We start from the raw sequence: 24,373 nt of genomic DNA on the forward strand, positions 1-24,373 counted from the left end.
TTTTCTTTTTGCGATTAGGCGTAATAGTTTTTACATTTGATTTCATTTGTCGTAATACACGAGTAATTTATAAGATTATTATTATTGATGTTAGTATATGGAAAAAAACTCTGGAAACTTTGAGCCGGTAAGGCATTATACTGATGAGGCTGACAAGTTTAGAACTAAAGTTTTCGGCATTCAAGATGGACTGATCGGAGTTGGTTCAATAGCTATAGGAGCTGCGGGCTTTGAACATAACGTAATCGCAGTTCTGGTTGCAGGTTTGATAGCTACCATAGGTCAGGGGTTCTCCATGGGAATTGGAGAATACATTTCGACTAGGGTGAGGATGCAAGTAATAAATAACGAGATGAAGAAGGAAAGAACTGAAATCGAAAAATACCCAGACATGGAGAAGGAGGAACTTGTCCAGTTCTATCTAGATAAGGGTCTGAACGAGGACGATGCAAAGAAAATAGCAGAAAAAATATGGCAGGACAAAGAAAAGGTCTTACATGAAATGATGGCAAATGAATTAAAGATATTTCCAGAGGATTTTGAAAGTCCAGTTAGACTTGGGTTAATAATGTCAATGTACTTAGTAATAGGAGGCCTGCTACCGCTTTTACCATTCATAGTTGGAGAGTTCTTACACATAAACTTCTACGTTTTCTTGGCGTCGTCTATAGTTATTGCCTTGACCTCCCTTGGTATCTTTGGAGCTATGGGTTCCAAGTTCACAGGTTTAAGTAAATGGAGAGGTGCAGTGGAACAAATAGTTACTGGATCTTTAGCTTTAATTGGAAGCTACGCTGGAGGAATGGTATTGGCTCACTTCTTCCCAGCTACCCTCCTCCCTTAAGGAGCTCTGCCACACCTCTAGGTAGCTTTGCTGGTTCATTACTTTCTTTGAACAACTCCCTTCTCCTTGCCTCCAGAGGATTCTCTTCCACTTGAAGAAACTCAGCAGCCGTCATTATTCTTCCTCCTATCTCACCTACTTGACGTTTTAACTTGTCAATTACTTGACGATAATTTTGGTCCCTAACCAAATGATGATCTACTATCATGGTATCTAATCCTTCCTTCATCATCTTTTCCATGTTATCTAATGCAGAGTTGAGTGTCTCTTCAGTTAAAGCGTAACCTAGCATATACGTTAATGGCCCGTCAATTATGAGTGTATTTGGTTTAACCTCTTGCGTAAACTTAATGTGCATATCTCTGGGTCCTCCTTCTATGTCAGAGGTAATCATTACAGTTTCGCCTCCATCGGAAATGGAGACTTGGATCACATATCCCATCTTCTCATCTGCGCCATGTAGGACAGGTTTGGAGAACTTTAATTTAGTATTACCTAGCTTGAACTCCTTACCATCCGCAGGTTGCAAGGACGAAGGAAGACCATTTATAGCCCTCATGAACTTGGGAGCTCTAACTTTGCTTTGACTCACGTTTATGAAGGAATTGGGATCCTTCACGAAAACTTGCTTGTTTTTGTAGATCTCTTTTGGTATTACAAAGCCTGGGTCATGATGATCGTAATGATAATGGGTGACAACAATTACATCAGCGTCTTTGGCTGCGTTGTAAATTACCTTACTTAGCTCCATTAACTTTTCTACTTCTAACTTATGAGGAGGAAGGCCATATCGTCTAGGTGCCAAAGAGACCGCGGGATCAACTAAAATTCTTGTATCTGAGGTTTCTATCAATGTTGCTTGGGATCTCACCCCTAAGCTCTCGAAGGCTAGAGGAAGAACCTTAATCATAATGATAAAAAATGATTTTTAAGATTTAAAGCCTGAGACTTCTAATATCATTTACCAGCTTGTTAAGCTCATGAACGGTGGCATGGACATCCATCTTAGCCATCCTTAAACCGTAGTTGGTTCTCCTCTCCATCATTTTTCCTACACCATAAACTGCCAGCCCAGTGACCGTAGTAACGTGAAAAGGGTCATCCAGACCAAAGGCTATAAATTTTCCTACGCCTTGAACCAATTTGCCTCGTGGCTCATAATCACCTAGCAAGGACCTAACATAGCTCATGTTTATTATGTTATCAGGTTAATACTTTAAGGAAAAACTTAGGAATTTAGGTAATATCACGACTAAAACAACCCTTCCGTAATAGATTATGGACTTATAACAGCTGAGAGTCTATCATAATAGAAGAGAGAGAATTTATTTTCAAACGTTCATACCCTTATAGTCATACAAAAGAAAGCTTATGAATTTAGATAATACTTCCTCCTTAAGCGTTTAAACCACGTTCTGAACTAGAGAGCTTAAGTGCATTAGAATAAGCGAAACATTTAATGTAAGTTGAAACATAAATATGCATCAATGTTTCAAGTATTATTGCTATTGCTTAGTCTCGCAATGTCATCCTGGAGTTCTTATAATTCATTTCTTGCTATAAGGGGAGTAACTTGGAAACCCGTAGAGACGCGTGACTTTAGCGGAGTACGTTTCTCAATTATAGTACCAGCTAAGAATGAAGGTAAGGTATTACCACGTTTGCTAGATCGCCTTGTAAACATGGAATATGACAGATCTAAGTATGACATAACAGTAATACAAGACTCTTCGACCGATGATACAGAAGAACAATGTAGGAGATATGAGCTCAAGTATGATAATGTTAAATGTGTCACACTACCTCCTTCAAATAAGGTTAACGGAAAAAGTAGGGCGTTAAATTACGCTCTGATGACAACGAAAGGAGATATCGTGGGCATTTTCGATGCCGATAGTGTACCAAAGTTGGATGTATTATCTATAGTTGCACCAAAGTTTTACGATCCAAAGGTCGGTGCAGTTCAGGGAAAGCTAGTCCCTATAAACGTAAGGGAGTCTTTAACTGCCCGTTTTGCTTCTCTAGAAGAATTACTTTATGAGTATTCCATAGCAGGAAGGGCTAGAATGGGGCTCTTCGTACCTTTGGAAGGAACATGCTCGTTCATAAGAAAGGATGTACTCTCCGTGGTTGGCGGATGGAACGAGGAAACTTTAACTGAAGATTTAGACCTTAGCCTTAAGTTACATTCACTTGGTTACAAGGTATTATATTCCCCTTCTGCTTTGACATGGAGGGAAGTTCCTGTTAGATTCAGGGTATTATGGAAACAGAGAATAAGATGGTACAGAGGACACTTTGAAGTGTCTTGGAAGATCAGCAGAATAAACGGTAAGCTGTTAGACGGATTCATAATAACCCTGAGCCCATTCTTTATGATAATATCCGTAGTCAACTACGGCTTGTTTTTACTTTACCCATTTAGCTTATGGTATTTCTTGGCTACTGCTTTAGTATCAATAGCTACACTCATGTCCTTTCTAATATCAATGTCAATCTCTAGAAGACATATGATAGGATCATTTCTGCCATTTCTCTCCCTCGTTTATATCAATCTAATTATACTGATGAATTTCTACGCAGTCCTATTAGAGTTGCTTAGAATCAAGAAGGAATGGGTAAAGACAGAGAGATCACCTTCAACAAATTTAGGTATATAATATAATAATTAAATGAATAAATTTTTATTAAAAATGTCTCTTTATGTATAACAATTCATTATATTCTCTTTTTTTCTGCAGCTTTGCTGTTAGATATACCCATTAAAAAGTCCTTTAGCTTGTTGTAAACGTTCATTTCGAAGTTTTCTAGTTTCAACGCGGTAAATGATATGGCTGCAGCTAAGATCCAACCTGCTAAAACGTCTAAAGGCCAATGCACACCAACGTAAACTCTAGAATAGCTCACCAATAGAGCCTCAATTGTTAAAGGAACTGAAATGTAATAAGGTAAAGTTAAAAGAAGCGTTATTGCACCAACTCCAACTATGAGCGCGTGACCGGAAGGGTAAGAGTAATCGTGAGGCTTAGGAACTAGAAGATGATAGTTGCTTAGAACCAAGAATGGTCTGGGCTCTGCTACAGAGTACTTCGAAAGCTCACCTAATATGATAGCCAAAATAAAAGCTGATGCAAGTATGATGGATGCCCTTCTATATTTTCCTCCTGCTATGAAAAGGGCAGCAGTTACTGGTATCCATACGTATTCCCTGCCGTATTTCGATAGAAAGACCATCACTGGATTAAGGTAACTTACTTGAGAAGAGTTAATCAGATGATAAAAGAAGATGTTCCCTGGAACTCCTGCCTCGCCTAGTATTTTTACTATAATCGAAATAGCTATATATATAGCGTAAATAGCAAAAATATATCTCCAGTTCACACCATAGAACTACTTAGATATATAATAAATCTTCTCAGGAGAAGAAAGGTATTCTATCGATTGTTGAAATGAATGCTAGGCTTAACTACTTTCAGGAGTTGCACTCATAACATTCTATAAGTTTTATTGCATTTTAAATAAATCTATTATTTCTTAATTATTTAAGCCAAAACTAAGCAGAAGATGTAACTAGTTCCAAAGTTTAAATTTAGGGTAGAAATCCTTTTCTTATGAAGAATAGACCTATAGCATTGATCATAGCAGGCAGCGACTCTGGAGGAGGAGCTGGACTCCAAGCGGACCTGAAGACTCTAACTTCAATGGGGGTCTTTGGAGTTACAGTAATAACTGGATTAACTGCCCAGAATACGATTGGAGTAAAATCAATCTATAACGTTGATCCATCGTTCATTTCCTCGCAGTTCGACGCTGTCATGGAGGATTTCTCAGTGAAGTTCGGAAAGACGGGAATGCTATCTAACGAGAGCATAATAAAGGCAGTTCAGGAGAAAGTTAAGGAATATAACTTGAAACTTGTGGTGGATCCAGTAATGGTTTCTAAGACTGGATCTCCCTTACTTGATGAGTCATCTGTTGACGCCTTAAAATCTTTGATGAAGGACGCGTTACTCTCAACACCAAATAAGTATGAGGCGGAGAAATTGGCTGGAGAGAAAATAACTAGCTTAGATGACTTGAAAAGAGTAGCTAGGAAGCTCTACAACGATATAGGAAATGTGGTAGTTAAAGGAGGAAATATGTTCAATGGAACAGATGTAGCTATGTTAGACGGCCAGGAAATGGAGATAAAGTCTCCGAAGGTTAATACATCTAACCTTCACGGTAGCGGAGACGTATTTTCAGCGTCCATTGTAGGCTTTCTATCAAAGGGTGCTTCATTAATTGAAGCTATTGAGGAGTCAAAGAAATTTGTATACTTTTCTATATTAAATTCCCTTTCAATAGGTAAAGGCAAGGGACCTGTGGATCCTTTCGCAAGCGCGGAATCTGTTATGGAACGAGAAAATGGAAGAAAGACCTTAGAGGAACTTCTCCATTTTATTGAGGGAAACAAGAAATTTGTTTCCCTTATGAGGGACGACTTCAAAGCTAATGTAAGTTACCTTACTAACTATGGGGACGTAATCAGTCTAGCTGGAGGAATAATAAAATATATAGATAAAATAAAGCTTGACGGACCTCTTCTAGTAAATCTAGACAATGACGTGACTAGGATTGCCAAGAAGGTTGGTGGACGTATAGGAATTCTTTTACCTTTCTCTCCCTTAATACTAAAAAAAGCAGAAATGGGAATAATAAAAATAACCGACAGTGGAGTAGAAGGAGATGCTGTAGTCTTCAACGGAAATATATTTCTTACAGCGTCTACATTGAACCAAATGAAGAATAAAATAGAGGTTCTATGGAGTTGATATACGTAGTAGGAAGTTATAATCTTGATCTATTAGTAAGGGTAGAAAGATTTCCAGAGGATGGAGAGACGGTATTCTCGAAGGAGATATTTAGCGGGCACGGAGGTAAGGGCTCGAATCAAGCTGTTTCCGCTTCTAGACTTGGCGGAAAGGTAAAATTAACTGCCGCTGTAGGAAATGATGATATTGGGAAAAACGCGTTACTTTTCTGGGATAACGAAAAGGTAGACAGAAGCAACGTAAAGGTAAAAAACACAAAGACAGGCAATGCCCTTATCATAATAGATAAGGAGGGTAGGAATAGAATTATCGTAAACAGAGGAGCAAACTTTCTGCTTTCTCCTGAAGACGTAGACGTATCTAGATCTAAGGAGGAAGACATACTTTTGACACAAATGGAGATAAAGGAAAACGTGGTCTTCAAGGCATTAAAGGAATTTAATGGGATTAGAATTTTGAATCCTGCACCTTCAATAATAAGCAACAAGGAAATCTTCAACTACGTAGATATATTGACACCTAACGAGGTGGAATTTAAGGAATTAGCCCCTGCGGACGACATACGAAGTGGATTGGAGCTCATGCTTAAGAAAGTGAGGAAAGCCGTGGTTTTAACCATGGGAGATAGAGGCGTAATCCTAGCAACTAAGCATAAAAAAGTTGAAATTAAGGCGGTGAGAGTTAAGGCATTGGACACTACAGGAGCAGGAGACGTATTCAACGCCTCGCTAGCTTACGCTTTAGAAAAGGGTATGGATCTGGATGAAGCAGTAGGATTCGCTAATGCTGTCGCCGGCTTATCTGTTACTAAGGAGGGAGCCTTAGGACCTAAAATGGATGAGGTAAAGTTATTTTTTGAAAAGATTAATATGAAAATACCTTGACTATGTCTGCGAGAAAAAAGGGAAAAGCTAAGAAAGAAAGCAAAAAGGAATATGAATGTATAGGTCTATGTGATCTAGAAAGGGAATCTGAGAAGGATTAGTATGTGCAGATTGCTGGCTTTTCACGTTAAAGGCAAGTTAGACAACAACTTAATACAAGCTTTAAAGAAGGTCTCAGAGTACGACGAGCTTTCGATGTACAAAGGCCATCCAGATGGATGGGGAATAGTTGCACTAGTGAGAGAAGGTAAAGATTGGAACATGATATATCACAGAAGCAGCAAACCGGCGTATCAGGATTCCCGTTTTGACGAAATTGAAATTAGTGGAGATGAAATCATAGGGATCGCACACGTAAGGAAGGCTGGTAAGATGTTCTTATTAGGCGTTAACCATTCACATCCATATCATTTAAGATCTTCAGGCTATGATTTGTTCTTTGCACATAACGGGTCAGTGAACAGAACGGCATTCAGTTCTCCTCAAATGCCATACACTGATAGTTATTTAATTCTTCATGATATATCTTCGCTAATAGATGAAGGATACTCTCCCTCTAAAGCGTACCGAAAGGAATTTGAAAGAATTATGAGCGTCTCATCCAGTTTGAATTCTGCCTTGCTTTACATGAGAGGAAAGGAAGTAGGGCTAATTATCTTACATTACTTTAATAATGAACTCATGCATGAAAAAAACGAGGAATATTACAAGATATACTGCGACTCTAATTACTGCGTTTCGTCTTCCTTGTTGAAATACTTACCTAAGAATTATTCTATGGAGCGAATTCCCATTGGGTTTAAACAATTGTAACTATATTAAAGTAAATTGAAGTTAAGTTTAAATAAGTCGGCTCTAGGTTAAAGACTATGGAAAGCATATTAGCAAGAAATGTAAAATACACAGACGAAAATGGCTTCGAAACTAAGGAAAAGCCTTGCAAAGGTTTTGCAATATATACTACAATAATACCAACAAATTCAATTAAAGAGGTATCTATATTTAAAATAGATGGCTGCAAAGAACAATATTTAAAGTCTTTTGATAATACTGATGACAAAATGAGTATAGTAACTGATATGGAAAACCTTCCTCAGGGTCTAGTTAACGTAGTACTTCAAACACTTAAGTAAGAAAATCATATTATTTTTTATGAAGGAACAACTCGTTTCCGTAAAAGTAATAGATTTTGGTAAGTTAAAAACTATTTATGACGATATATGCTTCTTTAGGGCTTATAATAACGCCATAAGAAAGGTAGAGGGGAGTAGGCTCTCCCCTCCACCTTCTATACCTAGAGAAATCCTTTCCTCAATACAAGGAAAAGGTCCAATTAGACTTGGACCGATTGAAATACAATTTATAAATGAGACTAAAATAAGGCTAAAGGGATACAACACATTAGTTGAAGGAGTGCCTGAACTTGGAGAACCATTATATGCAATAGTTGACATGACAGATGGAATAAAGGTAATGCTAGCTTATGAGGGAAGAAAGGTAGTGGTAGGAATAGACGTTGGCATTAGACATCTAATAACTGTCGCCTCCCTCTTGGACGGAAAGTTATGGAAAGTACGATACTTCGGTACTGATTTAATGAAGGATGACTTCGCGAGATATCTAGGAGATAATCAGGGTTATTCTCACCTACAGACTATAAGGGACAAGGTGCGGAGACAAACCATAGAAGCAGTAAACTTCATCGAAGAAATGAACCCTAAGGTAGTTGCGATGGAGGACCTTAGGCTTTACGACAACAAAATAGGAAGGGGACTTAAGACTATTCAAAACGCTCTTGAGCTAGAATTATACAAGAGGGGAATAAGGTATAGAAGATTAGAACCATATAACACTTCAAAGATATGTTCTAACTGTGGCTATAAAAAAGGAGAAATACTAGGCTCTATATTCGTCTGTCCTGCTTGCGGTTACAAGGCAGACAGGGACTTCAACGCGGCTTTCAACATAGCTTTAAGATGCTTCTACACGTGTTAGTTTTCAGTTCTTTTATCTCTTTTCCTTTTTAGTTTCACTATTTTTATCTTAAGAATTATTCTTAAATAATTAAGTAAAATAGATATAAAATTTTATATTTAAGTATTTTATTTGATATATTATTAAATCTAAGAATATAGATATTATGAAGGTAGAAAGAACTTAAATATTTTAGATATATCTTTTTGTCTATGAAAGGTAAACTCGCGTTAATAGTTGTTTTAGCATTAATGTTTATGATTGAAACTCTAACAGTTGCAATGAGCACGTCAACTGCTGACGTCTTCGGCTTCGCTAAACCTGACGAAATATTAGCACCTGGAGAAATCGGACAGCCCATTACAATATCCATAACTAATCTAGGACCTAGCCTGTTCAACGTAAGCGTAATACCCTTGAGCGTGTATCCTTTCACACCTTATAGTTATTTTAACGACACTAACAATATCACAATTCCCTACTTAGGTTCTGGAAGCTCAGATAATATAACCGTTTTACTTAATGTAAATAGCGCTTCTAAGGACGGAGTTTATAAGTATTACATAGACTTATGCGGATACGAAGAGAACGGAGATCAAGTTCAGAAAAAGATTGAAGTTTCGATACCAGTTTTAGGACAGGAGAAGATTTACGCTGAGTCTACTTGGGGTACTGCAAATTCCTCCATAGTAGTAGGACCTGGAGAGTATAACGTACCTTTCACAATAATATTGCAAAACCAAGGTAACGTTATGTTGTCCAACGTAACGTTGCACTTGCACTCTCAATATCCTGTGAAGTTCCTACAGGATAACGTGTCAATTGGATATCTACCGGTGGGACAACCAATTTTCGCCACAGTTCTAGCTGATGTTTACACAAATGCAACGCAGGGTGTTCACTACATAACTGCTAATGTTACCTTCTTTAGAAACTCGTCAATTAAGGTCATGATCCCTGTAGATATAATAAGCACAGATCAAGTAATGGTTCAAACTGTGTGGGGTTCAGCATCTTCTCCCATAATTGCGTCCTCAGGCGAGGTCAACCTTCCTATTACCTTAATTGTTAAAAACTTGGGAACCAACTTGTTGTCCAACGTAACGTTGCACTTGCACTCTCAATATCCTGTGAAGTTCCTACAGGATAACGTGTCAATTGGATTCATCCCTGCAGGTCAGATTAACGAGGCTATTGTGACTGCAGACGTTTATAGCAACGCAACTCCTGGAGTATATTATTTACCTGTTAATGTGACAATTTATCAAGGAGAAACGTTAACTATGGAAATGCCTGTTACGATAGCTGGGACAATCAACGCATCAATAACAGCCTATACTTTTCCACCTCAGGTATTCCCTGGTTACTCTGACGTAGAGTTACACATAATATCGCTTAATTACGGTTCAGGAATAGCTCAGAATGCAACAATTTATATTAAGGTACCTAGTCAAATACAGTTAATATCTCAAAGTATCGAAAAGATAGGTGCTATGCCTTCAGGTGTACCAATAAACTCAACCTTCTTATTTAACGTACCTAATAATACACCTGTAGGAAATTACAATATAAATATAACGTTAAAGTATGACGGAGGATACTTTACTAAAATTTATAAATTAACGATATATCCAAAAGCTAATATTATTATTTCAAATGTATATTTTAGCGGAGCCACGGCAGGAGCATCTAAGATACCCTTAACTTTGACCTTAGAGAACATTGGAAACATCACAGCTAAGAACGTTATACTTAGACTAGGACAGTCAGACGTCATATATCCTCATGTCAGCTCATCGAATCCACTACAAGCTCTAACAGCATCAGAGTACTTCATAGGAGACCTTAAGCCTGGTCAGAAGGTAAACGTAACTTATATAGTAGACGTAAGTAGCGGTGCTTCTCCAGGGAGTTACCAGCTTGCTACATCGTTAGAGTGGAACCAGACTGGATCGATTTATCCCTTTGTACAATCTGATACATTCAACGTTACTGTATCGCTACCTCTATTATCTAAGCTAACGACCGGTGAATCGCTGTTAATATTAGTCCTAGTAATTATCGTGATAATCCTTATCATAGTGCTTATAGTGGTGGCGAGAAAGAGAGGTACCCGTCAATAAGAAAAAAGTTTTTTTCTTAGTTTTTATTTATTGTTTTTATGTCGGTCTTCCCATTTTATCAGCTAGGCATTCTTTCTCTGTATTTGAGACCAGCATATTCTTCTCTAGGATTTCTAGTAGGATTACTAACAACGTTTCTTCTGGTTGGTACAAGAATACTAATGGGAATATTAAACATCATTACCTCCTGTTTTAGCAAGAGATAGAATTGAAAATTCTTAACATTGTTTTTGATTTAAATTATAGAACCAATATTTTCTTAGAGTTATTATACCTTTATTGAAGGTAAACTCAGGTTATACTTAATTGCAATTCCTCTGATTGTCATTACAGTTATAATAGAAGTCAAGGTAGCTAAATCAACGTTAGTGAAGAAAGCTACTATATAGTATACAATGCCACCTGTCATGGCAGCAGTAGCGTAAATCTCCTTGGTTAAAATCAGTGGAACATCGTTTACTAACACGTCCCTAAGCGCTCCTCCTCCAGAGGCCACAATGCTAGAGATCAAAGCAACTGCTATGATATTAAGATCGTAAGAATAGGCTAAAGATGCGCCATAAACTGCGAACGCAGACAAACCTATTGCGTCGGAAACTTTTAACACCTCCCTTAGGAAACGCCTATCCAAGTACCTATAATAAAAGAAAGTTAGAGATGAAACAGATATTGAAAGCAGTAAGAATTGCCACTGTCTGAGTATAGTTGGAGGAAGAATCCCTAGTAATATGTCTGCGGTTACTCCTCCAGCATAGCTTGTAACAATGCCTAAAACTATGGTACCGAATAAATCTAATCCTTTGCTCACACCTTTGCTAGTTCCTGAGATGGTGAAGGAAATAATTCCTATAAAGTTCATGATCTCTAAGATGCTAGGTGTCATCAAATTAGTTGAAAAGAACGTCTGGATTTTAAAATTAAATAGCTAAGTTTAACTGGGTAAAACTAAAATAGTACTTATTGTGTTGCTATCGTATACGGAATAGTACATAAAACTGGGTTTTTTCTTATATTTTTACCAATGCTTGAACTGCTAAGAAATATACTACAAACAGGGGTACAGCTATAATTTCATTTAAATTCAAGAAAACCTCTAAAATCCAAATGGTTGCTATGGTAGCTAACAACGCAGACATACCTAACTTAAGTTGAGGAACTCGTATTTTCATCACTTGATCCTTCATTATATAAGTAAGAACTATAACCAGAATTACCGCAACCCCAACACCAATCAATGCTGAGAAATAACCAAATGCCATCAAACCTACCACAACTAAAGATGCTTCTAGACCCTCAATTGCACTTACCGCATAGACTGTTACTAAACCTTCTTCTTTTTCCTCTTTTTTCCTTTTTATGCCTTTAATGGACCTACGCGCGCTTCTAAATAGCTTCTGGGAGAAATAGAATAGAATCACTGAAGCGCCTAAAGCAATGTAATCTATAGGTAAAGTGGACAAAAATTTCCCTGCTATCAGAGCTGGTATCAAAGAAGTTGCTACTCCAGCTATGGCATAAAGATAGGACTTTGAGGTGTGGTATATTCCATAAAATATCACGGCTATTGCAGAAGCTTCGGTCATTTCCAATAAAGATATACCCATTGCAGCAAGAAGTATAACTATGTCCATGCTTATTCTAAGGTAAATTACATACCTTACTCTTATTTTTACTCCTCAGTAACGGAGTTGTTAAAACACATAAATTTTTTAATTAAAATCAAGATATGACTACTTGTTTTTATATATGATTAAAATCCGAAAGAATTTTGAAATTGGTACCAGCCTTAAAGAGGCCGTGACAATATATATAGAATATCAACTTACGTAGATAAAGAAACTTTTCATAATTAAAATGTTTTTTAAAACTGAAAGGAGAGATAAATATTATCTTAAGTTTTAGCAGTTTTAGCATCCCAGTACGCTTTTTCAAATGCAGTATTAACAGACGTAAGCATCGTGTTTAAGTCATCGATATTGCTAAACTTAAGGATAACCATGAAGGTATTAGTAGAGCCGTTCTTGGCGGTGAAGTACATTTCTGGGACTTGGACCTTCTCTTTATCAAATGAGTCCTTTATGTAAGATTGAGCTAAAGATAAAACTTGTTCTGCCTTCACGTCAGCGTTAATTATGACTTGAAGTGGATATTCTAAAAGCTGATTACCATCACTTAACTTCGTGAATGTAGTATTCCCAAGAAAGGCGGAATTAGGTACTTTAATAAGATTACCATTAAGCGTCCTTACTTCTGTAAATAAAAGAGAAACGTTAGTTACTTCTCCCACAATTGGGTTTCCCCATATCCATGAAGAAAGGATGACTGGATCCCCTGGCTTAAGGGTTTTACTAGAAGAAACCATGAAGCCAGCTAGCACGTTAGAGAACACCGTCTGGGCTGCGAGACCTATTGCTATACCTGCTACCGTACCTCCAAGTGCTACGCCAGTCAAATTAATGCCTAGTGCTGACAAAACTGCTAAAACAACAATAGTATACAAAGCTACGCTTATGACGAGCCTTGCAGTGTGGGCTACGCCTTTATCCATCCTAGAGAAAAGGTAGGGAGATATGACATCAAGTAATATTTTAACTATCACGTATCCTCCAAGACCTACGATTACAGCAGCACTTGCATCGGATATGTAGACCTTATATTTAGGTAAAAAGAGGTCGCTGAGAAACGCTACCAAGTACGTAAGGACAGCTAGGATTATTACAACAATCAAAATTTTTACAATATCTATAGTTCTGACCCTGAAACCCATGAGTTTAGTTGGGAATCAAGATATTTAAAATTAAGACAAATAATGGAAATATCTCCCTCTTCTTTCTATCTTATTCTCTTTAATCAACTGTATAATTGCGTTATTCACTTCAGGTGCAGGATAAGGAAGAACCTTGAATAGTTGACTAGCAGTTATCCATCCACTCTCTTTTACTACTTTCTCAACTTCAGATTTAACATCCATTAATTCATTGTATAAGATATGGTAATTAAATTTTTTCCTTTTGTATTTTTGTTCTTTATGAGTTTTTCTTTTGTTTGTTCCTTAAGTAGCATTTAATTCTAAGTTTTGCCCATTTTAGTGTAAGCCTCGTACCTCTCATATAATATTTCCTAGAAGATCTCGAATAAGGCATTACATGATATAGCTTACTTTTATAACCCATAGCACATCTATCACGGCGAGGCTTTAATATTGTTATTATATTTCAAACCAATGAGAGGATACAAGGACCCCAACGTATCTACTGAACTAGCAACTGAGATATTTTCCAGTAGAATAGGAAGAAAGATGGGATTTCCTCTACTTGAAGTGAAGGTAATAGAATTCCAAGGTAAATTTGGAATATTGATGGAATATTTGCCCGAAAAAGCACATCCAAACCTTAAGAACATAAACTTGCTGAGAATGGCCTTGGCTTTCGAAGAGTGGATATTAAACGTAGACATGAAGGAGGACCACGTTTTAGCTAAAGACGAGATTGGGTACATAATAGATCACGGACATTCGCTCTCAACATGGAAACCGACGTATCTCCTTCAGGAGCTTTTGTATAAGAGGGTTTCAAGGTTCGACATGTGGAGCACTTACGAACACCTAAAGGAGGGTCTTGAAATAATTGATGGAATAAAGGAGTCCGAGATAAAAGACGAAATGGAGGGTGCTTTTGATGAGATTCTGCAATCTAAGGCGTGCTCACTTTTTACCCCAACTTATGCTAAGGAGGTTGTAGAGACCAACTTAAAGTTACTAAAGCTGAGGAAGGATTTCCTAAAAAGGGATATAGGAGCTCTGAATAAAGCAACCACTTCATTACCTTCATAAAGGTTCCTATAAATCTATATGTATAAAGACAATTACAAAAAATGATAGTGTCTCAGCGTGCACTATTTTTAATATTTTAGCTAATTTAATCAAGGTAAAACCCAGAGTGTTACTTTATTAATTTAGTAGACCTATATTTTATCATGTCACAAGAAGAGAACCTTCCCTTTAACGAGAAATACACGCTACCTCCATATAAAGAAACATATAGAAGATCACTGGAGGATTCTGAAAGGTTTTGGAAGGAGCAAGCTCTTGAACTTGAGTGGACGAAGCCTTTCTCAAAAGTGCTGGACGAGTCCAACGCTCCTTTCTATAGATGGTTCCCTGATGGATTAATCAACATTACTCAAAACGCTTTGGATAGGCATGTAAAAACATGGAAAACGAATAAGGCAGCACTCATATGGGAAAGCGAGTCTGGGGAGTCAAGAACATTAACTTATGGTCAGCTTTTCAATGAAGTAAATAGGTTAGCAAGAGCTCTAAAAGATCTAGGAATCAAAAAAGGAGACAGGATACTAACTTATTTGCCGCTCATGCCAGAGCTACCTATATCGTTATTAGCGTCGGCAAGAATAGGAGCTGTCCATAGCGTAGTTTTTTCAGGGTTCTCTCATCAGGCTATAGCAGACAGAATAAACGACGCCAAGGCTAAAGTGGTAATTACCACGGATTATACCGTGAGAAGAGGCAAGAAAATCCCCCTTAAGCAAGTCGTAGACGAAGCTTTAAAACAAGCTCCCTCTGTAGAGAAGGTTATAGTTGTTAAAAGACCTCACTTTGAAGACACTAAGATGACCGAAGGAAGGGATGTATATTATCACGAACTAGTTTCCAGAACTGGCTATAAGAAGGTTGAAGCTGAGGAAACTTCGTCTACGGATCCTTTGTTCATACTCTACACGTCAGGCACTACAGGTAAACCAAAGGGTATTTTCCACCTGCATGGAGGATATGGTCTTTGGACTTACTTAACTACTAAATGGGTATTTGATCTTCACGATAACGATGTGTTCTTTAACACCGCCGACATAGGTTGGATTACTGGACATTCGTATATAGTATACGGACCCCTACAAGTCGGAGCTACTACCCTAATGTATGAAGGAGTCCCAGATTATCCAAACCCTGATAAGTGGTGGGAACTAATAGAGAAATATAACGTAACCGTGTTTTATACATCACCTACAGCAATAAGATCGCTAATGAAATACGGAGAAGAGTGGCCTAAATCTCACGACTTAAATGGGCTCAGAATATTGGGAAGTGTAGGAGAACCAATAAACCCAGAGGCATGGAGATGGTACAGTAAAAACATCGGCCATAACGAACTACCTATAGTAGATACTTGGTGGCAGACCGAGACTGGGGGTATAATGATATCAGCTACCCCTGGACTTGGCAATTATATGCTTAAACCCAGCGCAAACGGGCTTCCTCTACCTGGAGTAGAAGCGGACGTTATAAATGAAGAAGGCACTAGAGCTAAGGATAGAGAGAAAGGTTACATCGTAATAAGAAGACCTTGGCCGGGGATGCTCGCTGGAGTATGGGGAGATCCAGACAGATATATTTCAACATATTGGTCTAAATTCAAGGGAGTTTACTATCCCGGAGATTATGCTGTAAAGGATGAGGACGGTTTCTTCTTCATATTGGGCAGAGCCGACGAGGTATTGAAAATAGCTGGGCACAGGATAGGAACTAGGGAAATAGAGGACGTACTAATCTCATTCCCTGGAGTTGCTGAAAGTGCAGTTATAGGAGTTCCAGATCCAGTGAGAGGAGAGGTAGCAGTTGCAGCTGTAGTATTGAAGCAAGGATATGAACCGAGCGAGAACTTAAAGAAACAGATACTATCCCACATTAAAGATAACTTAGGATCATTAGTGATAATGAAGGATATCTACTTCGTTACTAAGCTTCCTAAGACCAGAAGCGGAAAAATAATGAGGAGATTAATTAAGTCTGTATTATCTGGACAACAAACTGGCGACACTTCAACTCTGGAAGATGAAACTTCATTAGATGAATTGAAAAAGATAATAAACGAGTTCGAAAACGAAGTAAAGAGACAAAAATAGCTAAAATATAAATGATTAAATAATTTAAATAGAAGAAAAAGACGTGTACATATTCATTTTTCTTTTTTATCTTCATAAGTTCTCTACTAACTCCTTCTAGTTTGCGTTAAATCCTTTCATATTACTCGAATCTCAATGATCTTCGTATTCACTAAAAATAATTTTTATAATAAAAATTTAATCAAAATCACTTTACTAAGTAGGGTATAACGAATATTGCGAAGAGTAAATCGAAGAGGACTATAAATGAAACTATTGTATAAACCTTGTTCCTCTCAAGGGCGTATTTTATAATTCCAGTGACTATCCATATTACGGGTATAGCGATTAGTATCATAAGTCCTAATGAAATGAAAGATATAGGATCACCTTTGCTTATCCCACTTATTATTGATGCAGAAATTTCAGACGTGTTAAAGGCAGAATGGGGAGAAGAAATTTCCTGTAGAGATCTTCCATCTCCCTTACCTTCTATAAATAGAAGAACTGAACCTATTATCAGAAATACAAATATCAAATAAACCCCAGCCTTTGCTATATATCCTACTATTTCCTCTAACTCACCCATTCAATTCACCTCAGAATAAACCTAAACCCCTTAATAACATCTGAATGCCTAGAATGACAAGTATTGCAGTGAATATTAGCCTTATCCTAGAGTTCCTAACTTTAGGTATCAGCCTTGCACCTAAAATTGCACCTATAAGCACACCTATTGCGGTAGCCGCAGCTATAAAAGGCTGTATGTATCCGAAAACCCAGTAAATGGAGCTACCAGTAGCCGCAGTAACACCTATCATGAAGTTGCTTGTCGTAGTACTAACCTTCATTGGAAGATTCATAGCCCAATCCATTCCTAGAACCTTCAATGCACCGGATCCGATTCCAAGAAGCCCCGAGATGTAGCCTGCCATAAACATTATTATTTCTCCTAACCACCATCTAACACCGTAATAGTCAACTTGTTTGTCCAGCGCCATATCGTAATAACTACCGTGTAATGAAAAGATTTTAGTTGACCAATCTGGCTTCATTGGTTTAGGTAACTCAAACTTACTTCTTTGAAGTTGAACATAGACTTGTGAAAGTAATACTATTCCAAAGACTATGTAAATGATATTTTCAAGATGATGAGAATAGATAAAAGCTACAGTAAGACTACCTACAATTGATCCTAGAGTTGTGGCTATTTCTAAGGACATTCCGATTCTTATATTTACTATTTTGTTCTTCACGTTAGCACTTGTAGCACCAGCTGAAGTGGCAATAGTTGAAATGAGCGAAGCTCCTGAGGCATACTCTATTGGAATCCCTAGAAAAAGGGAATATATCGGCACTAAGAACGTAGCCCCTCCAAGACCCGTAAGCGAACCAAGAATTCCTGACATTGCACTTGCAACAACGAACACAATAAACAGCTCTAGCGGTGTCATAAGAGAGAAGTTATTTTTGTAGGCTTTAAAATTACCATCTTTTTAACGTTTAAGTTTATGCATCGTATTCTATAGGATCGACTAAACCGTTTATCCTAAATGCTTCCTTCCTCATAAAGCACGGTCCGCATTTTCCGCAATGTTTATTTCCTCCTTCATAGCAACTCCATGTTAAGTGTAAAGGAGCTCCTATCTCAACTCCTAACCTGACTATTTCTCTCTTCATTAGATTTCCTACCGGCATTAGAACTCTTACCTTTCTGTTCGGACCAGTAGCGTAAGGAGACATGCGATCAAACAGCCTATTGAACTCCATTTCGTTATCTGGATAAGCACCCGATTCCTCTAAGTTTATCCCAGTTGCAACGTAAGAGAAACCCTTACTTTCAGCTATAGCCAGTGCTACAGAGAGGAAAATTAGATTTCTAGCGGGAACCCACTCATGGGCGAACTCGGCTCCAGAAATGCCACCTCTATCCTTCACTATCTCACCTCCTTCCTTAAGTAGAGTGGTATTACCAACTAACTTGAAAAGGTCAGTATCTACTTCTATCAATTCGACGTTAAGAAACCGAGAGATCTCACGAACAGATTCCCTCTCCTTTTCCTCAGCTTTATGATGATAATTAAAGTGAAGTAAGGTTACATCGTATCCTTCCTTAAGCAATTTGGTTGCGGCCACGGTGGAATCAAGTCCTCCACTAGCTATAACTAACACTCTTCTTTGATTTTTAGTAGATTGCAAGTCTACCTTCCTTAATTGTTTCTTATTAGTTACCTCAATTATGGAATAAGGATCCAGTTTTCTCATATTCATTGGGTAAAAAGGATCCTCATCTAGGAAATCGTCAAGAGAAGAAAAGAAAACTGCCTCTAAGGCGTAGTCGTAAGCCATATAAACTGGCTTAAAGTTCTGTACTATGAACAGCTTATCTGGTTGTTTCTTGTCAGCAATAATGAACGCAAAACTTCCCTTTATCTGGTTAATTATGTCGGGCAAGGTCTCTAGCTTACCGTCCCAAAGTTTGTCCAATAAAGGCGGAATTACAGAAGTATCAATGCTGGACTTCCTTTCAAGGGAATATTTAACCTCAAGCTCCTTGTCATTAGCTATCACTCCGTTATGGGATACTATGTACCTTTCACCTTCGAAAGGCTGAACGTCATTTTCGCCTTTTAATTTCACGTACTCGGTAGTTGGCTCCGCTCTATTGTTAGCCACTACAAGAGAGGTTTCAATGTCAATTACATCGCGTAATTTTTCCTCATTATCGGAGGGCTTTCCCAGTGACTTTGAATGAATTGTCGATCCATCTTTCCGCACTGAAATTACTCCAAAACTATCTCTACCTCTATCTTCGGCTTTCTTTAATACTTGAACTAGTTTCCTTTCTACTTCTTTATACTTAAGAGAATTTAGCAGTATGACTCCAGTTACACTACACATATATATCATCACCTTCCCTTAAACTCAAGTACTAATTTCACCTTATTCTCACCTATTTCATCTCCATCAATTATTGCGAAGTCGTGACTCATTGTAATCTCGGGACATGATTCTATGTCCTTTGAATAAACTATGACCTCTATTTTGTCTCCCTTATTCATTATCCCGGCCATTGAGGAAAGAAAGGCCGCTAAAGATCTAGAATCTAAAACGTCTTTCGATGACATGCTTTTATGGGATAGTACCAAATTTAAAAAACTGTGGAGGGTCACGAAAATGACGTACTAACAGATGTAAGCAAGGCACTTTCCTCTTTCAATGCTAAGATAATTCACATCTACACTGAGACCGCTTTAGATCCGGACTTTGGTCAGGGCATTGATTCGTTAAAAATTTCACAGACGTTAAAGAACGCTTTAAAGCAGGAAGGAATTTACAGACTTTACAAGTACCAAGGCGAAACAATAGAACGCATACTTAAAGGAGACAATATAATGGTAATTTCTGGGACTGGGACAGGAAAAACTGAGGCTTTCCTTATACCTATTTTGGAGATGGCAATTAAGGGAGAAAGATCTACTTTGGTCTATCCTTCTAAGGCATTATCAAGAGATCAACTTAAGAGAATATCCAGGCTAGCCGATAAAGTTAACGTTAGGGCTAGAGTTTTCGATGGCGACACTGCGCCAAAGGAAAGGAAGGAAATAGTTGAAGATCCTCCGGAAATCTTGGTAACAAATCCAGATATGATTCACGTTGGGCTCGCACTAAGCGATCGCTACTCTTACCTTCTGAGAGAAGCTTCTCATTTCGTGTTTGATGAAATTCACGTCTATGAAGGAGTGATGGGCTCCCATTTAAGGTGGATATCTGAGAGGATAAGGTTTGACCGTGAACTCCAGATAATAGCTTCCAGTGCTACGGTTGGAGGTTCCGTTTATCTATTTAAGGAGTTATTCGGCTTGGAAAATGGAGACCTCATAGTTGGGACTAAAAGGAGAAAAGGGATAGCCTTTCACGCCTTGATAGACAGCAATGGGGCAAGCAGGTGGACTCTAGCTGCATTTCTAGGTGCCTACCTAGCAAGGAAAGGAATGAGAACCATAATCTTTGTGGACTCTCAACAAATGGCAGAGGTTACTGCAAAGATAACTGAAAGATTTCACGCCAACTTCGAGGTGCACAGAGCTGGAACAGAAAAGGAGTATAGACTCTCCGTAGAGGAAAAGCTGAGAGAAGGAAAAATAGATGGTGTCGTGGCCACGCCCACATTGGAACTAGGAATTGACATAGGGTCGATAGACTGCGTAATTATGGCTGCGGATCCTCCCTCATTTACCAAGTATATACAAAGAGCTGGTAGGGCAGGTAGAAGGAATAGAACTGCTTACATTTTCACCATACTGGGAGATAGCCCGATGGACTCGTATTACCTTAGAAATGGGCCAGAGTTCTTTAAGCGAGAGCTATTGCCCATTCCTTTTGATCCTTCAAATACAGAGGTGGCTAAAGCTCACTTACTTGGCTTATTACTAGAAAAGAGGGTACTCAGGGAGGAAGACCTATCTGACGTATGGAAGAAAGTTTTACCAGAGTTAGAGAAGGACGGATACTTAAAACGTAAAAATGGGTTCGTGTTTTCTACTACTCTAACCAGATCAAAATTCTTGGAGAGCTCTCTGAGAAGTTCTGGGAAGATAGTATCTGCCTTTGCAGGTAAAAGAAAAGTGGGGGAAAGGGAACTACCTGTAGCTTTGTATGAGTTCTACCCAGGGGGAATATATCTATCATCTAAGAGAGCTTACTTAGTTAAGTCGTTAGATCTAGGTAAAATGAACGCCCAGCTTGAAGAATCGAAAATAACAGATTCTTATACTAAACCTATTTATACAGTAGATATCAAGGATTTTAAGAAAATAAAAGACAAAAAGGTGCTAAACATGAGCGTAATATATGGTGAGATAGAGGTAAACGAAATTGTAACCGGCTATGCAGTTTACTCGATGTCAGGAAAGGATAAGCCCAGAAAAGAGGTATTTTATGATGAGCCTATCATGTTTTCTTATAGAACTAAAGGCCTTTATATTACGCATCCTATTACAGAATGGATGAACAGCATAGAGGACGGAATAAAGGCGTTCCATGCAACCGAACACGTTCTCATTTCAGCTGCCAGGTTAGTAGCTGGATCTTCACAGACTGATCTGTCTGGTGTTTCTTATCCGAGCGGTCATGTTGCAATATATGATTCGTCAATTGGAGGAAACGGAGTATCTATGCTCCTATATGATAGACTTGAATCCGCCTACGAAATAGCCAAGGATATAACGGGAAATTGTACTTGTGAAGATGGATGTCCGAAATGTGTGTATAGCCCTTATTGCGGAAATAACAACAGAATGCTTTCAAGGAAACTGTCCTATAGATTAATAAGCGAGCTACTCTATAAGGAGAACGAAGTTAAGCCTTCAGACAAATGGGGGTCCCCGGTGGTATAATGTGTACGAAGAGTTCGTGTTTTCCACGATTTCTCCGTCTAAAAAGGGTAGACCTCCATCAAGCGTTATAAACTTCAGCGAAGACTTGCAAATACCTGTTAATTCGGTTCCCAGATTTGAAATGTTTAGAGGAACAGAAGGTGATATAGTAATAAACATGAACGGTTATTCTGGTATTAGAGATTTAGGAGATAAGATCGAGGTGAAGGCTGGAACTACATGGAAGGAAGTATTAAAAGATTACAATGTTGAGGTCTACGGTAACTTAGACTTCACCGTAGGTGGTACACTTTTCTTTGACGATCCTATATTTGGAATGAACGAGTTCTCTAGCTTTTCCAATAAGGTAGAAGTGGAAGCCATTAATGGATCCGTCTATCATGGAAAGTATACAGGCGGTATTCCTGTAAAAGTGATAATTAAAAAGGAAAACAAGAATTTAATCTGGAAAGAATGGAAAGGTAACATTTCGTCTCTAATTTCAAGGATCAAGAGTTGGTACAGTAACAGACTCCCTGTGTTTAGGGATGTGTCTCTAGTAAAAGACAAGGAAGGTGTTAGAATTCTTGCTTCATATCCTGAGGCTAGAGAAATTTTAGTTAAACCTTTCATGGAGGGAAGTGAAACGTCAGTTCCGTTCTATGACAAGATTTACTCTAGGCTATATTATGAAGGAGAACTTCCTTTTGAGAGTATTTCGTTACTTGAGTCTGCATTAGAAGTAGCTGAATTTGCAGTAGTGAGAGTCAGAAGGGATAAGGTAGCATTCTCTATATCTAGTATGAACAAGATAGTAGGCTTACCCGGCGTCAAGTATTCAATAGAGGATTCCTTGTTCAACGGTTGCGTACTATGTGGTGCATGTGTAAGCGTATGCCCGCACGGAGAACAGAGAGGAAATAACATAGCTTTTACGCCCTTAGGTTTTTACGTAATGCAGAGTGAAGGCATGGGAAGTAAGGTAGCAAATTGCCATTTATGCGGCAACTGTATGAGTCAGTGCCCAGTAAAGTTGGACATAGTAGACGACTTAAGAAAGTTCATAGTTCCAATGTATAAACAGACAAACACTAAACTTGAGATAAATGAACTAAGAAAGAACATTAATATTGTAATTACTCCAATTTCTATAGATTTATATCAGTATGCATTACGTGCATTATCTTTTTTATCAGATAAAGGACTCGACGTAGGGCTGATGTATCTTAACGTCAATGTCAACTCTCTAATCAAGGGAGATCCAGATCTGGATTTTCTTAACAATGAATTAGCCGGAGTGACCGACCTGATTACATTGACCCCTGAAGACCATTATTATCTACATATACTGAAAGCGAGAAGAGTCATACAAATAGAATTTCTAGGAAATATGCTTCTCAAGGAATTCCCAGAGTTAACCAAGGGGAAATCTGTCCATATACCTTGTTTATTAAAGAATCATCCTTCCATGGAGCATGAAATCGGAAAATGTAGTAAAGTTTTTCTCGACAAGGTTAACGGAGAAGGAACAACCGATAAGCTGAAAGCCGATCTAACGTTATGCCCTTTAACTTCAATTTCCCTTGGAATTCCCTCAATTTTAGATCTAGCATTGCCTCAGTTACCTGATCTTAACAGCATTATTAAGCAAATACAAGAAAATATAACAAAATCTAGTGAAAACACTAGAGAAATACTTGACGACTTAACTTGGTTTGATGGTCTAGATGAAGGGTTAGTGAAAGACTTTAAGGAAAAGATCATAAAATCAAGTTTCAAGAATGTTCCGCAGAGTTTATTGAAGTTAATATATATATATTCCCCTATATTGCAACGCAACCCAGAAAATTACAAAGTTATAGAAGAAATAAAAAATGCAATTGTTAAGTAGTAGACCTTATTAAATATAGTAAATGACCTACTTCAGGTATTATTAATTGCTCCATAGCTAACTTAACAGCGTCAGGAGAGCCAGGCAAAACGTATATTACCTTACCATTGATAATACCTGCAGTTGCTTTAGACAAGTAAGATGCACTCTTTACCTCAGGCTGCTCCAAACTTAAATTACGGAATACTTGCCCGAAACCTTCCACTTCCCTATCGAAAATTCCCCTTAATGTCTCAACAGTTATATCTGATGGAGTGAAACCCGTGCCTCCGCTTGTTACCACAACATCTACTTTATCATTTAAAATAGCATCCACTACAGCCTTTAGAATCAGTAATTTATTATCAGGAACTAATGAATACCCAATTATCTTATTGCCTGACTTTATAATCAAGTCCTTAGCTACGTCTCCTGACTCGTCTATAACTGGCTCCTTCCTCTGCATTTTAGAATACCTTGACGAGCTAACGGTGATTACAAAGAAACTGACCTCCTTCGGTGCATGCTCCCGGTGTTCCTTATGAGAATGCGATATCACGGATAAAGATATTTCCGCCAAGTTTTAAT

25 protein-coding genes are annotated in these 24,373 nt (G+C 38.1%); 13 read left to right on the forward strand and 12 right to left on the reverse strand.

The window, feature by feature from the left end; translation table 11 throughout:
* Nucleotides 1-97: 97 nt before the first annotated feature.
* Nucleotides 98-844: a VIT1/CCC1 transporter family protein gene (locus tag RQ359_RS10900; protein ID WP_156016473.1), complete on the forward strand. Its 747-nt coding sequence runs from the start codon at nucleotides 98-100 to the stop codon at nucleotides 842-844.
* On the opposite strand, the gene RQ359_RS10905 is transcribed toward RQ359_RS10900, so the two are convergent.
* Entirely contained in the window at nucleotides 828-1,751 is a 924-nt protein-coding gene (locus RQ359_RS10905; protein WP_338117028.1) for an MBL fold metallo-hydrolase, read from the reverse strand. The two genes, RQ359_RS10900 and RQ359_RS10905, sit on opposite strands and share 17 nt — an antisense overlap.
* A 28-nt stretch (nucleotides 1,752-1,779) precedes the next feature.
* Complete coding sequence (locus RQ359_RS10910; protein WP_054837617.1) at nucleotides 1,780-2,034, reverse strand: hypothetical protein; 255 nt, start codon at nucleotides 2,032-2,034, stop codon at nucleotides 1,780-1,782.
* A 297-nt stretch (nucleotides 2,035-2,331) separates the two neighbouring features.
* Here RQ359_RS10910 and RQ359_RS10915 point away from each other — a divergent pair, with 297 nt between their 5' ends.
* Entirely contained in the window at nucleotides 2,332-3,504 is a 1,173-nt protein-coding gene (locus RQ359_RS10915; RefSeq protein ID WP_054837618.1) for a glycosyltransferase family 2 protein, read from the forward strand.
* A gap of 58 nt (nucleotides 3,505-3,562) precedes the next feature.
* Here the strand turns inward: RQ359_RS10915 and sepP are convergent, their stop codons facing one another.
* The gene (gene sepP / locus RQ359_RS10920) at nucleotides 3,563-4,225 is read right to left on the reverse strand and encodes an undecaprenyl-diphosphatase SepP (RefSeq protein WP_338116970.1); all 663 of its coding nucleotides are present in this window, start codon (nucleotides 4,223-4,225) and stop codon (nucleotides 3,563-3,565) included.
* Nucleotides 4,226-4,455: 230 nt separating this feature from the next.
* Between sepP and thiD the strand changes: the two genes are divergently transcribed.
* From thiD to RQ359_RS10955, 7 genes are all read left to right on the forward strand, one after another.
* Complete coding sequence (gene thiD / locus RQ359_RS10925) at nucleotides 4,456-5,658, forward strand: bifunctional hydroxymethylpyrimidine kinase/phosphomethylpyrimidine kinase (protein ID WP_457921209.1); 1,203 nt, start codon at nucleotides 4,456-4,458, stop codon at nucleotides 5,656-5,658.
* Complete coding sequence (locus RQ359_RS10930; protein WP_156017909.1) at nucleotides 5,655-6,542, forward strand: ribokinase; 888 nt, start codon at nucleotides 5,655-5,657, stop codon at nucleotides 6,540-6,542. Before thiD ends, RQ359_RS10930 begins: the two co-directional genes overlap by 4 nt.
* 102 nt (nucleotides 6,543-6,644) lie before the next feature.
* The gene (locus RQ359_RS10935) at nucleotides 6,645-7,355 is read left to right on the forward strand and encodes a class II glutamine amidotransferase (RefSeq protein WP_457921210.1); all 711 of its coding nucleotides are present in this window, start codon (nucleotides 6,645-6,647) and stop codon (nucleotides 7,353-7,355) included.
* A 56-nt stretch (nucleotides 7,356-7,411) separates the two neighbouring features.
* On the forward strand, nucleotides 7,412-7,675 hold the full coding sequence (locus tag RQ359_RS10940; RefSeq protein WP_054837621.1) for a hypothetical protein: 264 nt from the start codon (nucleotides 7,412-7,414) through the stop codon (nucleotides 7,673-7,675).
* 19 nt (nucleotides 7,676-7,694) lie between these two features.
* Nucleotides 7,695-8,537: a zinc ribbon domain-containing protein gene (locus RQ359_RS10945; protein WP_156016469.1), complete on the forward strand. Its 843-nt coding sequence runs from the start codon at nucleotides 7,695-7,697 to the stop codon at nucleotides 8,535-8,537.
* Between the two features lie 191 nt (nucleotides 8,538-8,728).
* Nucleotides 8,729-10,639 (forward strand): hypothetical protein, encoded by a 1,911-nt coding sequence (locus RQ359_RS10950; protein ID WP_457921211.1) that lies wholly within the window; start codon nucleotides 8,729-8,731, stop codon nucleotides 10,637-10,639.
* Nucleotides 10,640-10,677: 38 nt separating this feature from the next.
* Nucleotides 10,678-10,845 carry a hypothetical protein gene (locus tag RQ359_RS10955; protein WP_156016467.1) on the forward strand — a complete coding sequence of 56 codons (168 nt, stop codon included), beginning with the start codon at nucleotides 10,678-10,680 and terminating at the stop codon, nucleotides 10,843-10,845.
* 62 nt (nucleotides 10,846-10,907) lie between these two features.
* Here RQ359_RS10955 and RQ359_RS10960 read toward each other — a convergent pair whose 3' ends face one another.
* From RQ359_RS10960 to sul7s, 4 genes are all read right to left on the reverse strand, one after another.
* Nucleotides 10,908-11,522: a trimeric intracellular cation channel family protein gene (locus RQ359_RS10960; protein WP_457921212.1), complete on the reverse strand. Its 615-nt coding sequence runs from the start codon at nucleotides 11,520-11,522 to the stop codon at nucleotides 10,908-10,910.
* Between the two features lie 124 nt (nucleotides 11,523-11,646).
* Nucleotides 11,647-12,270, reverse strand: coding sequence for a hypothetical protein (locus RQ359_RS10965; protein WP_156016465.1), 624 nt, complete (start codon nucleotides 12,268-12,270; stop codon nucleotides 11,647-11,649).
* A gap of 260 nt (nucleotides 12,271-12,530) precedes the next feature.
* Nucleotides 12,531-13,406 carry a mechanosensitive ion channel family protein gene (locus tag RQ359_RS10970; protein ID WP_173571494.1) on the reverse strand — a complete coding sequence of 292 codons (876 nt, stop codon included), beginning with the start codon at nucleotides 13,404-13,406 and terminating at the stop codon, nucleotides 12,531-12,533.
* Nucleotides 13,407-13,436: 30 nt separating this feature from the next.
* Nucleotides 13,437-13,610 (reverse strand): winged-helix single-stranded DNA-binding protein Sul7s, encoded by a 174-nt coding sequence (gene sul7s, locus RQ359_RS10975; RefSeq protein ID WP_170267524.1) that lies wholly within the window; start codon nucleotides 13,608-13,610, stop codon nucleotides 13,437-13,439.
* Nucleotides 13,611-13,862: 252 nt separating this feature from the next.
* Between sul7s and RQ359_RS10980 the strand changes: the two genes are divergently transcribed.
* Both RQ359_RS10980 and acs read left to right on the forward strand, forming a co-directional pair.
* Entirely contained in the window at nucleotides 13,863-14,471 is a 609-nt protein-coding gene (locus tag RQ359_RS10980) for a hypothetical protein (RefSeq protein WP_157042892.1), read from the forward strand.
* A gap of 143 nt (nucleotides 14,472-14,614) precedes the next feature.
* A complete protein-coding gene (gene acs, locus RQ359_RS10985; protein WP_156016462.1) occupies nucleotides 14,615-16,558 on the forward strand; it encodes an acetate--CoA ligase in 1,944 nt (647 codons plus the stop codon).
* Nucleotides 16,559-16,745: 187 nt separating this feature from the next.
* On the opposite strand, the gene RQ359_RS10990 is transcribed toward acs, so the two are convergent.
* The 4 genes from RQ359_RS10990 to RQ359_RS11005 are packed head-to-tail and all read right to left on the reverse strand — an operon-like array spanning nucleotide 16,746 to nucleotide 19,665.
* Nucleotides 16,746-17,126, reverse strand: coding sequence for a DUF1634 domain-containing protein (locus RQ359_RS10990; RefSeq protein WP_054837626.1), 381 nt, complete (start codon nucleotides 17,124-17,126; stop codon nucleotides 16,746-16,748).
* Nucleotides 17,127-17,136: 10 nt separating this feature from the next.
* Nucleotides 17,137-17,991 carry a sulfite exporter TauE/SafE family protein gene (locus tag RQ359_RS10995; protein WP_054837627.1) on the reverse strand — a complete coding sequence of 285 codons (855 nt, stop codon included), beginning with the start codon at nucleotides 17,989-17,991 and terminating at the stop codon, nucleotides 17,137-17,139.
* Between the two features lie 55 nt (nucleotides 17,992-18,046).
* Complete coding sequence (locus RQ359_RS11000; protein WP_054837739.1) at nucleotides 18,047-19,438, reverse strand: 7-cyano-7-deazaguanine synthase; 1,392 nt, start codon at nucleotides 19,436-19,438, stop codon at nucleotides 18,047-18,049.
* An 8-nt stretch (nucleotides 19,439-19,446) separates the two neighbouring features.
* Nucleotides 19,447-19,665 carry a hypothetical protein gene (locus tag RQ359_RS11005; RefSeq protein ID WP_054837628.1) on the reverse strand — a complete coding sequence of 73 codons (219 nt, stop codon included), beginning with the start codon at nucleotides 19,663-19,665 and terminating at the stop codon, nucleotides 19,447-19,449.
* Between the two features lie 33 nt (nucleotides 19,666-19,698).
* Here RQ359_RS11005 and RQ359_RS11010 point away from each other — a divergent pair, with 33 nt between their 5' ends.
* Nucleotides 19,699-21,936 (forward strand): DEAD/DEAH box helicase, encoded by a 2,238-nt coding sequence (locus tag RQ359_RS11010; protein WP_054837629.1) that lies wholly within the window; start codon nucleotides 19,699-19,701, stop codon nucleotides 21,934-21,936.
* 1 nt (nucleotide 21,937) lies between these two features.
* Nucleotides 21,938-23,806, forward strand: a complete 1,869-nt coding sequence (locus RQ359_RS11015) for a 4Fe-4S dicluster domain-containing protein (protein WP_457921213.1) — start codon at nucleotides 21,938-21,940, stop codon at nucleotides 23,804-23,806.
* Here the strand turns inward: RQ359_RS11015 and RQ359_RS11020 are convergent.
* The gene (locus RQ359_RS11020; RefSeq protein ID WP_156016459.1) at nucleotides 23,799-24,365 is read right to left on the reverse strand and encodes a MogA/MoaB family molybdenum cofactor biosynthesis protein; all 567 of its coding nucleotides are present in this window, start codon (nucleotides 24,363-24,365) and stop codon (nucleotides 23,799-23,801) included. The two genes, RQ359_RS11015 and RQ359_RS11020, sit on opposite strands and share 8 nt — an antisense overlap.
* Nucleotides 24,366-24,373: the final 8 nt, after the last annotated feature.

Source organism: Sulfuracidifex metallicus DSM 6482 = JCM 9184 (assembly GCA_032834875.1).
Classification (GTDB): domain Archaea; phylum Thermoproteota; class Thermoprotei_A; order Sulfolobales; family Sulfolobaceae; genus Sulfuracidifex; species Sulfuracidifex metallicus.